This is a genomic window from Mesoterricola silvestris, from assembly GCF_030295405.1.
GTDB lineage: Bacteria > Acidobacteriota > Holophagae > Holophagales > Holophagaceae > Mesoterricola > Mesoterricola silvestris.
On record NZ_AP027080.1, the window covers coordinates 4,209,404 to 4,228,924 of the forward strand.

General features: G+C 68.4%; 19 protein-coding genes. 7 read left to right on the plus strand and 12 right to left on the minus strand.

Features of this window, described 5'->3' with window-relative positions; all coding sequences use genetic code 11:
- Positions 1 to 7: 7 nt before the first annotated feature.
- A complete protein-coding gene (gene ftsZ, locus R2J76_RS18035) occupies positions 8 to 1,231 on the plus strand; it encodes a cell division protein FtsZ (RefSeq protein ID WP_316413041.1) in 1,224 nt (407 codons plus the stop codon).
- A 157-nt stretch (positions 1,232 to 1,388) separates the two neighbouring features.
- Positions 1,389 to 1,916, plus strand: a complete 528-nt coding sequence (locus R2J76_RS18040) for an outer membrane beta-barrel protein (protein WP_316413042.1) — start codon at positions 1,389 to 1,391, stop codon at positions 1,914 to 1,916.
- Here the strand turns inward: R2J76_RS18040 and R2J76_RS18045 are convergent.
- The 6 genes from R2J76_RS18045 to R2J76_RS18070 form a co-directional block, all read right to left on the minus strand.
- The gene (locus R2J76_RS18045) at positions 1,913 to 2,674 is read right to left on the minus strand and encodes a diguanylate cyclase (protein ID WP_316413043.1); all 762 of its coding nucleotides are present in this window, start codon (positions 2,672 to 2,674) and stop codon (positions 1,913 to 1,915) included. The genes R2J76_RS18040 and R2J76_RS18045 overlap by 4 nt on opposite strands.
- Before the next feature lie 5 nt (positions 2,675 to 2,679).
- A complete protein-coding gene (siaC, locus tag R2J76_RS18050; RefSeq protein WP_316413044.1) occupies positions 2,680 to 3,072 on the minus strand; it encodes a biofilm regulation phosphoprotein SiaC in 393 nt (130 codons plus the stop codon).
- The gene (locus tag R2J76_RS18055) at positions 3,069 to 3,611 is read right to left on the minus strand and encodes a SiaB family protein kinase (RefSeq protein WP_316413045.1); all 543 of its coding nucleotides are present in this window, start codon (positions 3,609 to 3,611) and stop codon (positions 3,069 to 3,071) included. Before R2J76_RS18055 ends, siaC begins: the two co-directional genes overlap by 4 nt.
- A 3-nt stretch (positions 3,612 to 3,614) precedes the next feature.
- Entirely contained in the window at positions 3,615 to 5,609 is a 1,995-nt protein-coding gene (locus R2J76_RS18060; RefSeq protein WP_316413046.1) for a SpoIIE family protein phosphatase, read from the minus strand.
- A 7-nt stretch (positions 5,610 to 5,616) separates the two neighbouring features.
- Positions 5,617 to 5,952 carry a PqqD family protein gene (locus R2J76_RS18065; RefSeq protein WP_316413047.1) on the minus strand — a complete coding sequence of 112 codons (336 nt, stop codon included), beginning with the start codon at positions 5,950 to 5,952 and terminating at the stop codon, positions 5,617 to 5,619.
- Positions 5,953 to 6,013: 61 nt separating this feature from the next.
- Positions 6,014 to 8,134, minus strand: a complete 2,121-nt coding sequence (locus tag R2J76_RS18070; protein ID WP_316413048.1) for an OPT family oligopeptide transporter — start codon at positions 8,132 to 8,134, stop codon at positions 6,014 to 6,016.
- 125 nt (positions 8,135 to 8,259) lie between these two features.
- On the opposite strand from R2J76_RS18070, the gene R2J76_RS18075 reads away from it, so the two are divergent.
- The 4 genes from R2J76_RS18075 (at position 8,260) to R2J76_RS18090 (ending at position 11,673) form a co-directional block, all read left to right on the plus strand.
- Entirely contained in the window at positions 8,260 to 9,030 is a 771-nt protein-coding gene (locus R2J76_RS18075) for a TrmH family RNA methyltransferase (RefSeq protein WP_316413049.1), read from the plus strand.
- Positions 9,027 to 10,514, plus strand: coding sequence for a nitrilase-related carbon-nitrogen hydrolase (locus R2J76_RS18080; RefSeq protein WP_316413050.1), 1,488 nt, complete (start codon positions 9,027 to 9,029; stop codon positions 10,512 to 10,514). The genes R2J76_RS18075 and R2J76_RS18080 overlap by 4 nt, the downstream gene beginning before the upstream one ends.
- Before the next feature lie 22 nt (positions 10,515 to 10,536).
- The gene (locus tag R2J76_RS18085; protein ID WP_316413052.1) at positions 10,537 to 11,172 is read left to right on the plus strand and encodes a Crp/Fnr family transcriptional regulator; all 636 of its coding nucleotides are present in this window, start codon (positions 10,537 to 10,539) and stop codon (positions 11,170 to 11,172) included.
- A gap of 63 nt (positions 11,173 to 11,235) precedes the next feature.
- Positions 11,236 to 11,673 (plus strand): RrF2 family transcriptional regulator, encoded by a 438-nt coding sequence (locus tag R2J76_RS18090; protein WP_316413053.1) that lies wholly within the window; start codon positions 11,236 to 11,238, stop codon positions 11,671 to 11,673.
- A 53-nt stretch (positions 11,674 to 11,726) separates the two neighbouring features.
- On the opposite strand, the gene R2J76_RS18095 is transcribed toward R2J76_RS18090, so the two are convergent.
- The 6 genes from R2J76_RS18095 to R2J76_RS18120 all read right to left on the minus strand — a co-directional run bounded on the left by R2J76_RS18095 (position 11,727) and on the right by R2J76_RS18120 (position 18,665).
- Positions 11,727 to 12,092, minus strand: a complete 366-nt coding sequence (locus R2J76_RS18095; RefSeq protein WP_316413054.1) for a ComEA family DNA-binding protein — start codon at positions 12,090 to 12,092, stop codon at positions 11,727 to 11,729.
- 109 nt (positions 12,093 to 12,201) lie between these two features.
- The gene (locus R2J76_RS18100; protein WP_316413055.1) at positions 12,202 to 15,000 is read right to left on the minus strand and encodes an OmcA/MtrC family decaheme c-type cytochrome; all 2,799 of its coding nucleotides are present in this window, start codon (positions 14,998 to 15,000) and stop codon (positions 12,202 to 12,204) included.
- 152 nt (positions 15,001 to 15,152) lie between these two features.
- Positions 15,153 to 15,800, minus strand: coding sequence for a hypothetical protein (locus R2J76_RS18105; RefSeq protein WP_316413056.1), 648 nt, complete (start codon positions 15,798 to 15,800; stop codon positions 15,153 to 15,155).
- 10 nt (positions 15,801 to 15,810) lie between these two features.
- A complete protein-coding gene (locus R2J76_RS18110; RefSeq protein ID WP_316413057.1) occupies positions 15,811 to 16,278 on the minus strand; it encodes a hypothetical protein in 468 nt (155 codons plus the stop codon).
- Positions 16,278 to 17,660, minus strand: a complete 1,383-nt coding sequence (locus tag R2J76_RS18115; RefSeq protein ID WP_316413058.1) for a hypothetical protein — start codon at positions 17,658 to 17,660, stop codon at positions 16,278 to 16,280. The genes R2J76_RS18110 and R2J76_RS18115 overlap by 1 nt, the downstream gene beginning before the upstream one ends.
- A gap of 546 nt (positions 17,661 to 18,206) precedes the next feature.
- Positions 18,207 to 18,665 (minus strand): 23S rRNA (pseudouridine(1915)-N(3))-methyltransferase RlmH, encoded by a 459-nt coding sequence (locus R2J76_RS18120; protein ID WP_316413059.1) that lies wholly within the window; start codon positions 18,663 to 18,665, stop codon positions 18,207 to 18,209.
- Positions 18,666 to 18,729: 64 nt separating this feature from the next.
- Between R2J76_RS18120 and R2J76_RS18125 the strand changes: the two genes are divergently transcribed.
- The gene (locus tag R2J76_RS18125; RefSeq protein ID WP_316413060.1) at positions 18,730 to 19,473 is read left to right on the plus strand and encodes a hypothetical protein; all 744 of its coding nucleotides are present in this window, start codon (positions 18,730 to 18,732) and stop codon (positions 19,471 to 19,473) included.
- Positions 19,474 to 19,521: the final 48 nt, after the last annotated feature.

Here is a 19,521-nt window from a genome sequence, read left to right on the forward strand (position 1 = left end):
CGACGCCATGAGCGCTATCCCATTCCTCCCCAACCCCATCCATCTTCCCGGCGCCAACATCAAGGTGGTGGGCGTGGGCGGCGCGGGGTGCAACGCCATCGACCGCATGATCCAGAGCGGCGTGGGCGGCGTGCAGTTCATCGCCATGAACACGGACCAGCAGAGCCTCGCCCAGAGCAAGGCCCACGTGAAGATCCCCCTGGGCCCCCAGAGCATGCGCGGCCTGGGCGCCGGAGGCAACGCCGAGCGCGGCGCCGTGGCCGCCGAGGAGAGCCGCGAGGAGATCCTCGCCCAGCTCCAGGGCGCCGACATGGTCTTCATCACGGGCGGCATGGGCGGCGGCACGGGCACCGGCGCGGCGCCCATCGTGGCCAGCTGCGCCCGGGAATTCGGCGCGCTCACCGTGGCCGTGGTGCTCACCCCCTTCCGTTGGGAGGGCGTGAACAAGTCCGACAAGGCCAGCCAGGGTCTCGAGAACCTGCGCAACACCGCCGACACCGTCATCGTCGTCTCCAACGAGAAGCTCCTCACCCTCTGCGAGAAGGGCGTGAAGATCAAGGAGGCCTACCGGGTCGCCGACGGCGTGCTCATCCAGGGCGTGCGCGGCATCACCGACCTCATCCTGCGCCCCGGCACCCTCAACGGCGACTTCGCCGACGTGGAGGCCGTGCTGCGCAACGGCCGCGAGGCCCTCATCGGCACCGGCATCGGCCGCGGCGAGGAGGCCCTGCTGGACGCCCTGCAGCGCGCCCTGGACTGCCCCCTGCTGGAGCGGGACACCCGGGGATCCGCCTCCCAGGTCATCGTCTCGGTCATGGCCGACTGGGACCGCGTGGAGCTCTCCGCGGTGGAGACGGCCATGGGCTTCCTGAGCCGGCACTACCACGGCCTGGCCGACATCAAGCTCTGCCAGGTGGAGGCCCCCGAACTGGAGGACCGCGCCCTGGTCACCGTGCTGGCCTCGGGCTTCGTGGAGACGAGCCAGGACCTGGACGCGGAGGCCGCGCCCCAGGAGCTGGCCTCCTTCTCCGACGTGCCGCGCACCGCCAACGGCGACAGCGGACGCATCTACGGCGAGGTGCCCCAGAACCCCCTGGATCCGCCGGTGCTGACCCCCACCCGGCTCCTGCCCCAGGCGCCCACCCCCAGCGGCGAAATGGCCAACCTCACCGAGGACCTGCACGTGCCGGCCATCATCCGCATGACCCAGGGGCGCTTGCCCATCGAATAATCTTTTCATCGGCCCCCGCGGCGCGCCCTTGCGGCCCGGGGGCCGTGCGCTGCCCGGAACCAAGCCGGGGTTGGCGTCACATGAGCGGAAGGATCCCACGGGGTCCCGGGATGAAGGAATCGTTCATTCCCATCCCCACCCACCTTCCGGAGAGACCATGAACCCATCGATACCCCGACTCGCGCGCCTGGGCCTGCTGTGCGCGGCCGCCACCGTTCTTTGCGCCGAGGCGCCCCGCCTGGGCCTCACCGCCGGCGCCGCCTGGCCCACCGGGACCACCCGCGACCAGCTCACGGACCGGGCGGGCTACGCCGTGGGGGCCTTCGCCGACTGGGAACAGCGGCCCGGCCACGCCCTCCGCCTGGCCCTGGACGGGAACTTCCACCCCAGGTCCACCGGCGGCGGCCCCGCGGGCCGGGCCCAGAGCCAGGCCCTGACCCTCAACTACGTTTTCAAGCCCCGGGCGGAATTCCAGGGCTTCTACATCGTGCTGGGCGCCGGAGGCATGAACGCCCAGAGGCGCGTGGACGACGGGCTCCGCGAGACCGGCGTGAAGCTGGCCTGGAACGCCGGCTTCGGCGTGGACATCGACGAGAACTGGGGGCTGCTGGCGCGGTACCATTCCCTGTCGGTGGAGGGGCACACCTTCGGCACCGTCTCCGCCGGGCTCACGTACCGTTTCTAGCCTTCCACCCGGTTCCCGCCCTGGCGCTTGGCCAGGTACATGGCCGCGTCGGCCCTGCGGATGAGGGCGTCCATGGACTCCCCCCGCTCCAGCACGGCCAGCCCTACGCTCAGGCCCACGGTGACGCGGGTTTCCGCGGCGGGGACCGAAAGCGCGGCGGCGGCCTTGCGCAGCTTCTCGCCCACCTCCAGGGCGCCTTGGCGAGCGGTGGCGGGGAGGAGCACCAGGAACTCCTCCCCGCCCCACCGGGCGCAGACGTCGTAGGCCCGCAGCGCGCCGCGCAGGGCCTGGGCCAGAGCCACCAGCACCTGGTCCCCGGCCTCGTGGCCGTAGGTGTCGTTCACGGCCTTGAAGCGGTCCACGTCGGCCATGATCACGGCCATGGAACCACCGTCCCGCTGGGTGCGCAGCAGTTCGGCGTGGAGGTCCTCCATCATGGCCCGGCGGTTGGGAATGCCCGTGAGGGAATCGGTGCGGGAGGCCAGCTGGAGCACCTCGTTCAGGGCCTTGAGCTGGCCCTGGAACCCGTCGGAGATGCGGGTGATCTTCCCCAGGCGCCGCAACAGGCGAAGATGGGCCTCGGCCAGCCTTTCCAGTTCGGCCATGAGGGGATGGCCCCGGTACGCGGGGTCCTCCCCCAGGGCCTCCAGGCGGCTGCGGAGCTCCGCCGAGGCGGGGTCCCGGTGGACGGCGGCTTTCGCCGGGGCGTCCCCGGCGCGGGTGGCGCGGAACCGGGGGTTCCCTTCCGTGGTGGCCATGGCGCTCATCCTTCCATCGGCAGGGGGACGATCTCGAAGGGCAGCCCCAGGTCCTCCCGGAATTCCTCCGCGAGGTCCAGGGCCCGGTCGTTTTCGGGATCGTAGTACCAGGTGAGGGAGACGGCCCGGCCGGAAAGGTGGGCCTCCTCCAGGGCGTCCAGCAGGTCCATCATGCACTTGATGCTGCTGGTGTTGAGGTAGGTCAGGCGGAGCTCCACGCGCAGGGGCCGCTCGTCTTGGGCCAGGAAGTCCGCCACCCAGGTGAGGATCGGCTGGAAGAACTCGAAGGAGTTCTCGGGATAGGACTCCCCGGCGAGCTCCAGGAGCCCGCCCTCGGCGTCGCTCCGGACCCGGGGGCTGGAGACGGTGGCGTCCACGGACAGGTTCTCGAGGGTCATAGGGTCACCGTCAGGGAGAAGAAATCCAGGCCCGGCTCCACCGTCACCACGGAATAGGACAGGGGGGCCGAGGCGGTGCGGGCCATGCGGATGAGGCCCAGGCCCGCGCCGGTGGCCCCCGCGGGCACCTCGGCGCGCATGCGCTCCTTGAAGAGGGCCTTGAGCTCCGCCGGGCCCAGGCCCCCCAGGGCGTCCAGCTTCGCCAGCAGGGGGGAGGCGTCCTCGCGCCGGATGAAGTTCCCGCACCGCACCAGGTAGTGGTCGCCGCGGCGGCCGATCACCAGGACCCCGTTGTCGGCCTGGGATCCCCCGGGGGCGGCCCCGTGGCCCTGGGCGGTGTAGTTGGCGACGTTCTGGGCGGCCTCGATGAAGACGGTGAAGACATCGGCCATGGCGGACTTGTGCACGGCCTCGGCCTCCAGGTGCCGGCGCACCGCCTTGCCCAGCTCCTCGATGATGCTGTGCCGGAAGGGCCCGTTGAAGGACATCAGGATGCCTTCGGCAGCCAGGAATTGCCGGATCTGGTCCAGGTCGGCCATGCGCTACTCCTCGGCTGGGCCGGTTCGCAGGCCCAGGATGGTGATGTCGTCCCGCTGGGGATTGGCCCCGCGGTAGTCGGCCAGGGCCTCGCCCAGCGCCTCGCCCTGGGCGGCCATGGGCAGCCCGCGGAGGTCCAGGAGGAGCCTCGCCAGGCGGCGCCGGCCGAAGCCGAAGTTGAAGCGCCCCCCGTGCTGGTCCAGAAGGCCGTCGGTGAACAGGTAGATCACCGTGCCCGGCGCCAGGGCCAGCTCCTGGTTCCGGAAGGGGAAGTCCTCCCGGGAGCGGCGGTACCCCAGGCTCTGGGAATCCCCCGCCAGCACCGTGATCTCGTCCCCGCCGGGCTCCAGGATCCACAGGGGAAGGTGGGCCCCCGCGAACACCGCCCGCCCCGGCCGGAGCCGCAGCAGCGCCAGTTCCAGGCCATTGTCCATGGCCCCGCCCCGGGGGCCGGGCCCGCTGCCCTGCTGGTGCAGGAGGCGCTTCAGGGCCGTGTTCATCTCCCCCAGCAGGAGGGCGGGATCCTGGGCCCCGAGCCGGGCCACCGCCTGGTTGAGGATGGCCCCGGCGCTCATGCTCATGAACGCCCCGGGCACCCCGTGGCCGGTGCAGTCCCCCACGGCCAGGAGGCACCCGTCCTCCAGGGGGAGGCACGCGTAGAAGTCCCCGCCCACGATGTCCCGGGGCTGGAAGAGCACGAAGTGGTCCGGGACGTGGAGGGAGAGGTCCGCGGCCTTGGGCAGGATGCTCTCCTGGATCAGGTGGGCGTAGGCCAGGCTGTCCAGGATCTTGCGGTTGGACTGGGTGAGGGCCAGCGTGCGCTCCTCCACGAGGCCCTCCAGGTTGGAGGTGTGGTCCTGGATGGTGGCGGCCATGTGATTGAAGTTCCGGGTGAGCTGGCCGATCTCGTCGTCCCGCTCCACGGGGAGGGTGATGCCGTAGTTGCCCGCGGCGATTTCCCGGCTGGATCCCGAGAGCCGGGCCAGGGGTTCGAGCACCATGCGGTTCAGAAGCCAGGACACCAGGGCGATGGTCACCAGGAGGCTCACGGCCAGGAGCGCCAGGATCGGCAGGAAGCTGCGCAGGCCCATGACCTGGGAGGGATCCACGAGGGTGATGGTCACCCAGTCGATCTCCTTGATGTAGAGGGCCGCGGCCAGGTAGCGCCGGCCCTCGACGCTGATGCGGAAGGACTCCAGCGGCGATTCCCCCTTCACCAGGCGGTCCATGCGCGCGCGGAGCAGGGCCCTGCCTGCCTCGCCGTCCACGAGCTGGAAGAGGGTCATGCGCCGCGCCTCGTCCTTCATGCGGGCGTTGAAGTCCATGTAGCGGGCGCTGGGATGGGCCTGGAGCACGCCCTTGGGGTCGACCATGATGGTCATGGCGCTGCGGTCCGTGCCCGAGACCAGCTCCCGGAGGAAGGCCGAAAGGTCCACCCCCGTCCCGGCTAGGCCCACCTTGCGGCCGCCGTCCTTCACCACCACGTTCACCCACACCTTCAGCAGGCCCAGGGGCACGCTGGAATCCACGTGCAGGGCGAAATCGTCCACCTTGTCCAGGGTCTCGAAGAACCACCGGTCGTTCACGGCCCCCGGCTCGAGCGTGTACCGGGGGACCCGGGCCGGGGCCGAGGCGTCGCCGAAGTAGTAGTGCCGGCTCGGGGCCACCACGAAAAAGCAGCTCTTGTCCGCGAAATCCCGGCGGAAGCTCTCCAGTTCCCGAAGGCCCGCGGCCCGGGCCCCGGGCTCCGCCTCGGCCCGGCAGAAGGCGCGCAGGGCGGCCGAATCCGCCAGCTTGCGGGCCAGGGCCACCTCCCGGCGCACGGGCCCCATGAGACGCTCCTTTTCCAGCTGCGCGTTCTTTTCCGCGAAACGCTGGCCGAAGGTGGCGGACATGCCCTGGGCGACCCAGAGGAAAACCAGGATGGAGACGATCCCCACCGCCCCGTAGATGGCGAGGATCGTCAGGATGGAGCGGACCTTGAGGCTTCCGAATTTCATGAGAACACTATAGCAACCGAATGAAGCCTCCCGAGGCCATCTGGAAGACCAGGGCCACGGCGCGTTCCTCCACCGGTTCCGCTTCGGCCCCGAAGCGCTCCCGCACGGCCTGGCAGACCTCGCCCACCGTGCGGACGCCGTCCAGGCTTTCCCAGATGAAGGACCCCGTGGCGTCCAGCTTCACCCGGAACTCCGGCCGGGGCAGGAGCTTCTGGAGCCAGCCGAGGCGCGGGCTGAGGAACTTGGGGCGGAGGAGGACCACGCGGCCCTCCGCGTCGGTCTCGAAGGCCACGGCCCGCTGGGGGACCTTGGCCATCATTTCCGTGGTGGTGATGCCCCCCATGGGGACCTCCTGAACGGCCGCGGGTCCCGGAAACCGGGACCCGCGGGGAAGGAATGGACGGCTAGAAGTTCGCGCTGGGGGGCGCGGGCTCGTCGGCGGCGCCGGCGTTGGCCATGGGCAGCTTCACCAGGTAGTAGGCGATGCCGGCCAGGATGGCCAGGCTCACCAGGAAGGTGACGGCCGGGGGATTGGCGAAGATCGTGTACTTCACCTCGAAGAACGTCAGGCCCGCGAAGAGCAGGCCCACCAGGGCCTCGCCCGCGATGAGGCCCGCGGCCACCAGCACGCCGGAGTTCTCCACCCGCACCTTCTGGGCCGCGTTGAGGCCGCGCTTCTCGGCCACCATCTCGACGATGCCCTTCACGCACCCGCCCAGGAAGATGGCGAAGGTGGTGCCCAGGGGCAGATACATGCCCACGCTCACGAGCATCGGGCTGCGCACCTGCATGAGGATGAAGGCGAAGCCCATGAGCATGCCCACGATGATGAGCGGCCAGGCCATCTTGCCCTCCACGATGCCCTTGCTGAGCATGGCCATGAGGCCGGCCTGGGGCGCGGGGATGTTGGGGCTGCCGAAGCCGGCGTCCAGCTGCATGACGACCTTCTTCTGGTCGGCGGGGAGCTGGCGGAGCTCGGCGATGGAGTAGGCCTTGTCCCCATACGTCACGGAAGAGATGTGCTGGGATTCCAGCTGGACGATCTGGGTCTCGGCGGCCTTCTTGATGTCGCCCTCGTGGAGGATCATCAGGGGGAGGAAGAGGACGGCGGCGGCGAGGCCCACGCCCAGGAGGTCGCCCACCTGCATGCGCCAGGGGGTCCCGCCCAGGATGTAGCCCACCTTGAGGTCCTGCAGCATCTCGCCGGCCACGGCCGTGGCCACGCAGGCGATGGCGGCCACGCCCAGCACCGCGGCGACGCCGGCGTTGCCCTTGACGCCCAGGGCCACCATGACGATGGCCGTCACCACCAGCGCCGACAGGGTCAGGCCGGAGATGGGGTTGTTGGACGAGCCCATGATGCCCACCAGGTAGCCGCTGATGGCCGAGAAGAAGAAGCCCACGATGATCATCACCAGGGCGGCGACGATGGAGACCATGAACCCGACCTTGAAGATCTGCCAGGTGATGAGGAAGGTGGCCACGGCCGCGAAGAGGATGCCCCCCATGACCCACGTGAAGGGCAGGTCCTGGTTGACGCGGTCAATGGCATGTCCGCCCGCGGCGGCCTTCTTCACGTCGGACACGGACCGGGCCAGGCCGGTGGTGAGGCTCTTGCGCATCTTGAAGAGGGTGAAGCTGGCGCCCATGAGCATGCCGCCGATGGCGATGGGGCGCACGATGAACTTCCACACAGCCGCCGACAGGGCGAACCAGTCCGCGGTGGTGGCGTCGGCGGGCATGGCGTAGGGGGAGATGAAGTAGATCACCAGGGGCACCATGAGGCCCCAGGCCAGGACGCCGCCCGCGAAGTTCAGGGCGCCGAGCTTGGGCCCGATGATGTAGCCCACGCCCATGTAGGCGGGGCTGATGCCGGGGGCGGTGAGGTACAGGCCGCCCTTGGCCAGGGCCGCCTTGCCCTTGCCGATGAGGGCGAAGGCGTTCTCCTTGAAGTAGACGAAGTGCTGCCAGGTGCTGGCGAAGAGCTGCACCTGCACCAGGGCCTGGATGACCGCGCCCACGCCCATGGCCGTGAACAGGATCTTCGTGCCGCCCCCGCCGGTGGCGCCGGCCTTGTGGATCTCGGCGGCGGCCACGCTCTCGGGGTAGGGCAGCTCGGCGTCCTCCACCATGACGCGGCGGAGGAGGGCCACGAACATGATGCCCAGGGTGCCGCCCACGAACATGATGGCCGTGGAGGTGAAGTAGTTGGTCAGGGAGAAGAACTTCGGCCAGATGCCCGCGATCACGAAGGCCGGGATGGTGAAGATGGCGCCCGCGGCCACGGATTCGCCGATGCTGCCCACGGTGCGGCCCATGTTCTCTTCGAGGATGGTGCCCTTCATGAGCTTGATCAGGGCCATGGAGATGACCGCCGCCGGATAGGTGGCCGCGATGGTCATGCCCGCTTTCAGGCCCAGGTAGGCGTTGGCCGCCCCCAGGACCACGGCCAGGACCAGGCCGATGAGCACGGCCCGGAGGGAGAATTCCCTCAAGTTCTGCTCGGATGAGACATAGGGTTGCATCAGTTCCCCTCCATTAAGACGTTCGATTGGCCGTAAGTGCCCGGCACGAAAATGGGACGATGGGTATGATTCTGCCTTGTTCCTTTGAAGTGTCCTATGGATTCCTTCCGGCTAGGCTTTAAGGCATGGAAAAAGAGAACCTGATCACAAGCCGGGCCAATCCCAGGTTCAAGGCCCTCCGGAGCCTCCCTTCGGCCGGAGGGGCCCGCCGCACCCACACCCTTCTGCTGGGCGCCAAGCTCATCGAAGCCTGGGCCCAGGGCCCCGAATCCGCCCGGCTCCGCCCCGTCACCTGGCTGCGCCTGGAGGGGGCCCGGCCCCATCCCCTGGAGCCTTCCCTGAAGGTGGAGACCTTCGTGCTGGGCGAGACCCTCATGCGGGACCTGGCCGAGGCCGGCAGCCCCCCGGACCACGCCCTCCTGGCCGCCCTGGAACCCGCCCCCGAGGGCCCCCTGCCCTCCCGGGTCATCGTCCCCTGGGGCATCCAGGACCCCGGCAACCTGGGGGCCATCCTCCGCAGCGCCGCCGCCTTCGGCTTCCAGGAGGCCATCCTGGGTCCGGGCTGCGCCGACCCCTTCGCCCCCCGGGCCCTGCGGGGCGGCATGGGCGCCGCCTTCCTCCTGCCCATGCGCCGGCGGGAGATCCTGGACCTGGACGAAGGGGCCTGGATCGCCCTGGACGGCGCCCCCGGCGCCCTGCCCCTGGAGCGGGCCCCCCTGGCGGGCCGGGTGCGCATCCTGGTGGGCAACGAAGGCCACGGGTTCGACGGCGCGGAACTCCCCGAGGGCATCACCCGGGTGGCCATCCCCATCCGCGGCGTGGAGAGCCTCAACGCGGCGGTGGCCGCGGGCATCGCCTGCTTCGAGACCGCCCGCCGGGCGGGCCTGGGCCGATGAAGGACGCCCTCCTCATCGCCCTGGCCTACCTGGCCGCCAACCGCTTCCCCATGGCCTCGGGCCGGGGTTACCTTGAAGCCTGCGCCGCCTTCCTCCTGCCGGCGCTCCTCTTCGCCGCCCTGGCCCGGGGCCGGCGCCTGGGCTGGGCGTACCTGGGCCTCCTGGCGGGCACCGCCGGGGGCTTCCACTGGGTGCCCGAGGTCATGCACTCCAAGGCCCCCATGCCCATGGCCGCGGCCCTGGGGGTGGGCCTGCTCTTTTTCGCGTACGAAGCCCTGGGCATCCTGGCGGTGGCCGCCCTGGCCCGCTGGGCCTGGGGGCGCCGCCCCCTGGCCGGGGCCCTGGCCGCGGGCCTGGGCATGGCCCTGTGGCAGACCTGGGCCTTCCACATCTACGACCTGAGCTACGCCTCCCCCCTGGGCGCCGTGCCCTGGATGGCCCGCAGCGCCGCCTTCCTGGGGGCCCAGGGGCTGGTGGCCCTCCTGTGGGGCCTGGGGGCCTGGACGGGGTTCCAGGCGGCCCGGGGCGCCGGCCCCCGCCGGATCCTCGCCGGCCCCGCCCTCCTCCTCCTTCTCCTGGGTTCCCTGGACGCCGCCTGGCACTACCTGCCCCGGGGCCCCCAGCGGGCCCTGGACGTGGTGATGATCCAGCCCAATTACCCGCCCGGCGAGCGCATGCCCGGCATGGAAGCGGACATGTGGAGGCGCACCGACGCCGAGCTGCGCCGGGCCGGCCTGCCCCGCCCGGGCTTCGCCACCCTGGTGCTCTGGCCCGAAAGCTCCGTGCTGGGCCGGGACGACCGCGCCCCGGGCGGGCGCCTCTCCCGGGAGGCCCAGGACCGGGGCGTGGCCTGGCTCTACGGCACCGAGGGCGGGCGCTTCAACCTGGTCCGGGGCGAGGCCGCGGGCCAGCCCAGCTTCATCCAGGCCAAGGTCGTGCCCATGCCCTTCGGGGAGCGCATGCCCGGCCCGCCCCCGGTGCGGGATTTCCTGGACCGCCACCTGGACTTCTATTCCGCCGAGGCGGGCGTCCTGGGCCCCGGTTCCAGCTTCCGCTTCCCCACCCCCCAGGGCCCCCTCACCGTGCACCCCCTCATCTGCAGCGAGGCCCTCCTCGAGCAGCGCGTGGCCGACGGCCTCGCCCTGGCCGGGGGCGACCTGCTGGCCAACCTCACCAACGACGGATGGTTCGACCGCAGCGTCGCCACCGACCTCCACGCCGTGCAGATCCGCCTGCGGGCCGTGGAGGCGGGCCTGCCCCTGCTGCGGGCCACCCTCACGGGCAAGTCCGGCCTCTTCCGGGCCGACGGGTCCTGGGAGCTGTGGGGGCAGCCCATGACCGAGGCCTCCCGGAGCCTCCACCTGGTGTGGCGGCCCATCGCCACCCCCGCCCGGCACCCCTGGCTGGCCCCGGGAATCCTGGCCCTGCTGACCCTCGCCTTCGTGCTGGCCGCCTGGAATAAAAGAGATCCAAGACTGAATTGACCCCCCGGATTATCCTGGTTCCATGATCCCGCCCTGGTCCGCCGCCCCCCTCTTCCGAACCCTGCAACCCGCCCAGCGCGAACGGGTAGGTCGCCTGGCCACCTCGCGGATCCTGGACCCCGAAGGCATGCTCTTCCTGGAGAACGAGCCCTGCACGGGGTTCTACGTCCTGGTGGAGGGCGCCATCCAGCTCACCCGCAGCGGGGACACCCCCGGCGCCCACCCCACCCTGGCCGTCATCACCCCGGTCAACAGCTTCGCCGAGGCCGCCATGTTCGGGGGCGAAGCCTTCCCCGCCACCGCCACGGCCGTGAAGCCGTCCCGGGTCTTCCACTTCCCCAAGGCCCCGTTCCTGGCCGCCATGCGGGAGGATCCGGACCTGGCCCTGGCCATCATCCACGCCCAGTCCGTGTGGCTCCGCAAGCTCACCCGCAAGGTGGAGCAGCTCACCGGTTCCGACAGTTCGGACCGCCTGCGTACCTGGATCCGGGAACATGTTCCCGCCGGCGGGTCCTTCGTGCTGCCCGTCACAAAAAAGACCCTGGCGGCTCAATTGGGCATGACCCCGGAAACCCTCTCCCGGAGCCTGAGAACGTTGCAGGACGAGGGTATTTTACAGGTGAGGGGCACCACCCTCAGCCGGAAACCCACCGCCTAACGCCCATTAATCCATTTGTTTTTTAAGAAGACAAGCCTATCCTTTATTAAACAGGGATACGCGATGCTCTTCTCGACGGCAACCGGCTACGCACTCAGAGCTCTGGCAGCGATGCCGGAGGATGGCACCTACAGTCTGGCCAAGGATCTGGCCACGCTCCTGGATCTCCCCGGCCCCTACCTGGCCAAGATCCTCCAGTCCCTGGCCCAGGAGGGCATCCTGCACTCCGTGCGGGGCCCCCGCGGGGGCTTCCGGCTGGCGCGCCCCGCCCACCACGTCACCGTGGGCGAAGTGGTGGAGGCCCTGGAAGGCATCGAGACCATGAGCGGCTGCGTCATGGGCTTCGCCCACTGCGACAACGAGGACAACCCCTGCCCCCTCCACAAGGCCTGGAACGAGGTCAAGGCCCACATGGACGCCTCCATGACCCACGTGACCATCCGGGACCTGCAGATCCTGGACATGCAGCAGCACCGGGAACTGGCCGCCGGGAAGAAGTAGGCGGGAATCCATTCCAAGGCCCCGCGCGGAATCCGCGCGGGGCCTTGGGCTGTTCACTTGCCCTTGGGGGCGTTCTTCATCTGCTGCTTGACGAACACCTGGCGCCGGATGGACTGGTAGAGGCCCATGGAGATGGCGTTCTTCTCCACCAGGTGCGACTTGGTGACGTAGGGCCGGCCGGCGATGATCTTGGCGGCCAGCTCGGGGGTGATGCCCGGCAGGGTCTGGAGTTCCTTGGCGCTGGCGGCGTTGATGTCCACCTGCTTGCCCACGGGCTTGGCGAGTTTCTTCTTGGGGTGGGGCCGGGCCGCCCGGGGCTTGGCCGGGGGCGGAATCTCGTCCTCCTGGGCCCGCAGGAGCGAACCGGCCCCCAGGATGAGCAGGGCCGCGAGGGCGGTCTTCAGGGTGCTGCGAATCATTCGGAACCTCCGGGATAGCGAAATGGCCCGGGAGCCTTGGGGCGCCCGGGCCATCTTAGCATTCAGGACGAAGCACCGGGGCAGGGCGGGCCCTGCCCCGGCTTGGACGCTACTTGAAGTTCATGTGGACGACCCGGACGTCGGCGGTCTTGCCGGCGGCGTGGCAGAGCGTGCACTGTTCGAACTTGGCCAGCGCGGTGCTGCGGGGCTCGTAGACCGAACCACCATTGGCGATCATGTGGGCCGTGGCGGTGTTGCTGTCGTGGCAGGACCAGCAGGCGGCCGTCACGGGGGAGGTCACGAGGGTGGTGCCGGCGGCGGCGGTGGAGAAGGTGCCGGCGTCGACCTTGGCCGCGGTGAAGCTCGTGGAGAACCCGGAGCCGTAGACGGCGTTGGGGGCCACGAAGGGGGAGTAGTAGCTGCCGGGCAGGGTCTCGGCAACACCGTCGCCGACGAGGATGGCGGGGGTGCTGGCGGGCATGGTGCCCACGGCGGCGGTGGAGTAGAGCAGGTTGGGGATGGCGGCGGCGTTGTTCGTGCCACCGAAGTCATAGGAGCCGGGCACGTGGCAGGCTTCGCAGTTGTTCAGGATCGCGGGGTAGGTCACGTTCCAGTAGTAGTCGCCGGCACCCACTTCCCAGCTGAACTTGTTGGTGCGCTTGTCGGCGGCGTGGATGGCGTGGACGGCGTCCTTGATGTTCACAGCCCAACCGTTGGTATTGGTCTTGTTGGGGTTGTGGCAGAAGGTGCAGGTGGGGGCGTCGTTGCGCTGACCGGCGTGGTAGACCTTCTCGGTGAAGATGCCGAGGGCGGCATGGCAGGCGTTGCACTTGGCGTTCGTGACGATCGCGCGGCGGGGCTTGACCATGTCGGAGGTGATGTTCGCGGTGGGGGTGACCGTGTTCACGGCCATCTTCCAGGCGTTGGGGGCGGGAACGGAGAGGCCGCCCTGGCGGTTGCCGTCGGTGTTGTAGGCGTAGCCGGTGACGTTGGTCTGGGTCAGGGGCTGGGTGTTGGGCACACCGTAGGTGTAGCCGATGCCGCCGGTGATCATGGTGGCGGAGGCGGGGATCTTGACGCCCGTCATGGTCAGGGTGTAGTAGCCGCTGCCGTCGGGGCCCGTGAGGGTGCCCGCGCCGGTGCCGGTGGCGGTGCCGTTCCAGACGTTCTTCAGGTAGGTGTTGACCGTGGCGTTGTAGTCCGCGGGGGTGCTGATGCCGTCCTGGGGGATGGCGAAGGCCATGTAGATGCTGGGGCCGCCCACGAAGTTGGGGAGCATCTCGGTGACGGTGCCGGCGGCGTAGGTCTGGAAGACCTGGGGCTTGGGACCGTTGCCGTCACGCATGTCCAGCATGAAGCGGAAGACGAACTGGGGCTGCATGGAGGCGTTCAGGGTGACCGTCTTCAGGTCCCAGGTGGGGATGTAGGCGCCGGCGGGCAGGTTGTTGGTGTAGCCGGCGACGTACGAGGCGTTGGTGTTGTTGTTGCGGGCGGGCTGACCGGCAGGAGGCGCGGGCAGGAAGCCGTTGTTGGGGTTGGGGGCCACGACGGGGGTGTGGTTGATCTTGATGCCGCCGGGGGTGTGGCACTGGGTGCACTGGGAATCGTCAGCCAGGGCGGCGTGGTTGATGCCGTTGGCGAAGTCGATCTGGTCATGGCAGGCGCCGCAGGCCAGACGGCTGGGCACGGTGTTCCAGTTGTCGCCCTGGGCCGCGCCGGTGGAGGCGCTGTGGCACTGCACGCAGTTCCGCTGGTCCATGGGGTAGGCGACTTCGTTGAACATGACGTTGGCGTAGTTGTAGTTCTCGTTGGTCAGCCCTTCGCCCATGTGGAGGGCGTGGATGAACGCGGGGAAGTTGGCGATGCTCAGGCCACGGACCTTCATGGTGCTGCCCGAGAACTTGAGGTGCTGGGGCGTGGTGGCGGTGGCGGGGACGACCGTGGAGGAGGCCTCCGCGTAGGTGTACTTGCGCTGATCGGTGTGGCAGATCACGCAGTAGTTGGGGTCGAAGCGGTTGCCGCCGTGCACCGTGAGGCGCGTGTGGCAGGCGTTGCAGGCGCCCAGGGAGGTCACCACGCGCTGCTGGTCGGTGGCCGCCACGGCCTTGCCGGTGGAGGGAACGAAATCGTACACCAGGTTCGCGGCCACCTGGATGGGCGCGGCGGGGACGCCGCTGTCGGCGCCGGTGGCGGTGTTGGTGCTGGTGCCGCGGGCGTTGCCGCCGATCTGGATGGCGACGCGGTGGGTGAGGGTGCCGTCGAAGGTCACGTCGCCCAGGTCCGCGCGCTTGTTGTTGCCGGTGTAGGTGTAGCCATCCAGGAAAGCCTGAACCTGGGTGATGTCCCGGTAGAAGGTGTAGACGTAGCTGCCGTCGCCGTTGTCCACGAGGGTGCCGGTGTTGTCCGTGCTGGGCTTGCCGGGCACGGCGGCCGTGGTGGTGGTGGGCATCGTGGTGACCACGTAGTTCACCCAGTAGCTGGGGGAACCGGCGGTGCCGGGCACCAGCTTGGCGATGGTGAAGCCGAAGTTGGGGTAGCTGGCGGCCAGGGCCGTGGACGACTTGGAGGTGAAGCCGAGGCCCACCACCGGCGTGCCGTTCTGGTCGGTCACCTTGAAGTTGATGACGGGCTTGCCGTTGGTGACGGCGGCGCCGGTGATGCTGCCCTGGAGGGTCAGATCACTCCATTCGGTGGGGGTCAGGTTGGCCGCGTTCACCTGGGGGCCGAGGCCGTTGGTGCCGTTGGTGCCATTGGTGCCGTTGGTCCCGTTGGTGCCGTTGGTGCCGTTGGTGCCGTTGGTGCCATTGGCGCCGGCGGCTCCCGTCGCGCCGCGACAGCCGATGAGGGCGAGGGCGATGGCCGCGGTGGCGACCAGGGTGCCCAACCTCTTGAGAGGTTTCATTTCCATGCTACTTCCTCCTTTTATTAGCATTGGCGTTGAGTGAAAGGACCTGCATTGGGTACGGATGGGGTTGTCCTTCAAGGATTTTCAAGTCGTGCACCTCCCGTGGTGGTCTGACAGATCGGTTGGTTCAAAACGGCGCGGTGTCCGTCTGGAAGTTAGAACTTCGTGGTGTGGCAGAGCGTTCCGTTGAAGCAGCCGGGTGTCGTCCCCGCGGGGGCGGGGGGCTGGGGGGTGATGTCCGAATTCGCGCCGAGGGCATGGCACTTCACGCATTCGGAGGCATTGGCGTAATCGGTCTTGTCATGGTTGGGGTTGAGGGGGGAGAGCCCGCTCTGCCAGGGCTTGGAGGGATGCGGAGCCTTGGTGTGGCAGGAGGTGCAGGAGGGGGTGATGCCCACGGGGCTGGTGTAGTCCGACCCGTGGCAGGGGGTGCAGGAGGCGAAGCCCTTGCCCTGGAAGTAGGTGGCGCCGTTGGGGGCGCCCTGGGCGCCCAGGCGTCCGTGCTGCGCGGGATCCGCCCAGCCGGCGGGGTGGTGGGGACCGTTGGGGTGGTGGCATCCGAAGCAGCTGACGCCGGAGGTGCCGCCGGCCGCCGCCGTGTCGGTGGTGGAGCCGTGGCAGGGCTTGCAGCCGTCGGGGTTCTTGAGGTACTCGGCCCAGTGGGTGGTCTGCCAGTTGGCGGGATGGGCGCCGGTGGTGGGGTTCAGCGTCGCCGCCTTGTCCGCGGCCGTGCTGGAGCAGCCCACGATGGCCAGTGCCGCCAGTGCCGCGAAGAAGGTCCCTGCAATCAATCGTTTGTTCATGATCAGACCCCTACTTGTGGCAAGCGGTGCACTTTTCGTTGTTGGCGCGGCCATGGCACTTGAAGCAGCCCGTGGGATCCACCTTCCCGTCGATGCGGTGCAGGGTCAGGTAGCCCGTGCGGTGCGGCGAGATGCGGTCGGGCCGGTTGCCCAGCTTGGCGGAGGGCAGCATGGCGGTCTTGCCACCGTGGCAGTCGGAGCAGAAGGACTGGGCGTGGCAGGAGGCGCAGGTGGCGCCGTCCTGGGTGGCCTGGACCTTGTGGTCCTTCACGAAGGTGGTGGTGTGGTCCAGGGAGGCGAAGGTCTTCTGGGTGCTCTTCACCCGCTCGGTGCCGTGGCACTCGGAGCAGGTGGGGCGCCCGGTGCTCAGCTCCTGGGGGTGGGTGCGCGCGAAGCTGGCTTCGGGCGAGACCAGGGCGCAGGCGGTGAGGAGCCCGAGGCCCAGGCCCGCCGCGATGAGGGCGAATTTCTTGAACATCACTTGCCTCCTTTACCCGCGAAGCCGAAGCGGAAATCGGCCCGGAGGAGCCCCATCACCTGCTTCTTGTAGAGGGGGGTGTCCGCGAAGCTCAGGTCGCCGGAGAGCTTGAAGTTCTTGGCGATCTGGTAGCCGGCGGAGCCCACGATCTCGGATTCGATGGCCTTGTGGTTGAGGTTGGGGTCGCCGTAGGCGCCGCCGTAGTGGAGGCGGATGGCGTCGAGGCTGGCGGAGAAGTTGCCCTTCTCGTACATCGCCCACCCGCGGATCTCGCTGTGGGAGACGCTGTAGGCGGGCGTCAGGGAATCCACGAGCTGGACCTTGAAGGCGTTGACCTTGTGGTAGCCGCCCCCCAGCACCAGGTGCTGGGCCGCGAAGGTGAGGCGCCCGTCCAGGCCGGCCCGGGTGGTGTTGCCGTAGGTTTCGCGCTTGGTGGTGCGCACATCGGCCACCAGGTTCAGGATCGAAAGGGGGCTCCAGGAAACGGAGAGCCCGTTGGAGCTGAACTTGCCCTTCTCGTTCTGGTTGAAGAGGCTGGGCAGGGTCGTGCCGGCGTAGTAGGCGTAGAAGTTGCGCTGGAGGTAGGTGCCCGTGACGGACAGGTTGTCCAGGATCTTCCCGGTGGCCTTGTAGTCGTGCTCGGCGATATTGGAACGGTCCTGGCCGGGCAGCGCGTCGGGGTGCTTGGCCACATCGAACACCGTGCGGCCGCTGAAATCCAGGAAGGCCGCGGGCGCCAGGGTGATGTCGGCGCCCACCTGGCGGCGGGTGTAGTCCACGGGCTCGGGGATGGGCAGGTCCTTGGCGGCGGTGGTGCCGTCCTGCAGGTAGGAGACGCCGATCTCGCCCAGCTTGGCCATGCGCCAGCCCAGGCGGGTGCCCACGATGAAGTCCCGCTGGTAGGCGGGCTGCAACTGGGGCAGGCTGCTGAGGTTCTTGAAGATGACGGGCTGGCCGCCGAATGCGGAAATCGTGAATCCGCCCCGGAGATCCGTGCGCATGGATACGCCGTCCACCATCTCGTTGCCGATGCCCTGGTTCACCACGATCCGGCCCGCCTTGATCTCGGCGTTGGCGCGGTCGAAGCTGTACTGCAGGTAGCCGTAGGTGAGGTCGCCGGAGTTCTTGCCGCCGATGGAGGACTGATCCTTCAGGTCGGTGCGGCCCCAGCCGTAGAGGTGCAGGGACAGGGCGTCCGTGCCCAGCTTGGTGGCGTCGATACCCAGGAACTCGGTGACCGGCAGGAGGGTCGCCTTGTCGAAGTTGGGGGTGTCCTGCTTCCAGCTCTGGGCCAGGGTGGTGCTGTAGACGTTGATGTCCTGGGCGAAGGCCGTGGCGGAAACCAGGGCGGCGAGCAGGGCCACGGGGGTGTGCTGTCTCATGAATGACCTCCACCCGCAATTCGCCGCAACGATGCGGTCGCTTTGACCAGGGATCGCGTGCGCATTGAGGACCTCCTCCACTGAAGATGGAACGACGTGTTTCGAAAGCAGCAAATTGGGTATCGGAAAACCAGATGGCTGGGTCCGAAGATCTGTTTTGAGAAATGCTACGGAGTCCCCCAGGGGCCCGCAAGGAAAGAAAAACCCGACAGATTTGCTATGTCATTGAGGATCGGGGCGATTTCGGCCCGATATTATTGGGGTTCCATTCCCGGCCTCGGTCATTTGAAAACAGATTTTATGGTCCTTAATGGTAAAAAAGCGGCATGCGCCGGACCGTGTCTCAACGTAAACCTAATTCCTGAAAAGTTCCCTTGCTCACAATAATTTTTTTTTCCGATGGTTTGGCTTGCTTTTTGAAATCGCCCTTGAATGCAGTGGCGGAGCCATTCCGCACCGTTGAACCCTTCAATTTATATTAGGCATTCAGAATCTTTATTCTCATGAATACTGCATGAATCAACAGGCATACGGTCCGGGGCCCGCTTATTTGTGATAGGGGGTGCCCTTGAGAATGGAGAAGGCCCGGTAGAGCTGCTCCAGGAACAGCACCCGGCTCAGGTCGTGGGGGAAGGTCATGGGGCCCAGGCTCAGGTGCTCCTTGATCTCGCCCTTGAGGGCGGGGTCGAAGCCGTGGCTGGAGCCGATGGCGAAGGCCAGGCTCTCCCCCCGGTCCATGCGGGTGCCCAGCCACCGGGCGAAGCCCTCCGAAGTGCGCGGGGGGCCCTCCGCGCTCAGGAGCACCGGGCACCGGGCCGTCAGGAGCTGGGCGCGGAGGCGCTCCGCCTCGTCCTTGAGCTGGCGGGCGGGGTCGCCGCGCCCCTCCGCCAATTCCTCCACATCCAGGCGGGCGTAGGCCTTCAGCAGGGTCCGGTAGTGCTGCTCCAGTTCCCGCAGGGGCCCGCCCTTCGGTTTTCCAATGGCTATGAGTCGGATCGGATACAAAGGAATCCCGCTGGAAAAGAGGATCGATACCTCCCATAATCTACCAGTTCCATTTGGAGGTTTCATGTTTCTGAAAAACGTCTGGATCCCCGCAATCGCAGGCATGGCGCTCATCGTGGGATGTGATTCCAAGCCCGCCGACACCATTCCCAAGACCGCCCCCATGGCGGCGAAGGAACCCCATGAGCTGCTGGCCCACCTGAAGTACATCGCCGTGCGCAAGGACTTCGCGGATATCCCGGTGATCGCGCCCCAGGACCTCGCCGGCCTCTACGGCAACGCCTGGTGGTTCCACAACCACGCGGGCCAGATGGACCTGACCCTCACCGCCGAGGAGATCAAGGCCCTGGGCGCCGATGAAGCCGTGACCCTGGGCTACCTCGCCCCCGGCGTCAGCATGGCCGGGATGCAGGCCGCCATGGACAAGCTCTCCGCCAAGCAGATCCCCAGCCTCCCCGACGCCATGCAGGGCGTCGACCTCCTCAAGGTGGACAAGCTCCCCGGCGAGAAGGAGAACCCCAAGGCCTTCGCCACCATGAACGGGCCCCTGCTCCGCCCCATGTACAACGCCGGCATCTACCGCCTCCTCAAGGGCGTGCCCGCCGAGCTCTGGAGCGAAGTGGCGCTCATGAAGGCCACGCCCAACCCCAAGAACAGCCTCGAGACCGCCATGGTCCTCGGCTTCCAGGGCAAGCCCATCATCGAGCTCACCGCCCGTCAGAAGGCCGACAAGACCTACGGCATCATCTACATCCACTACCTCGTGCAGCCCAAGGCCCTGGCCAAGGCCGTCCCGCCCGCCAAGTAGGTCCTTCCCGGGGGCCCGTTTGTCACAGGACCATGACGGTCCCGGGCA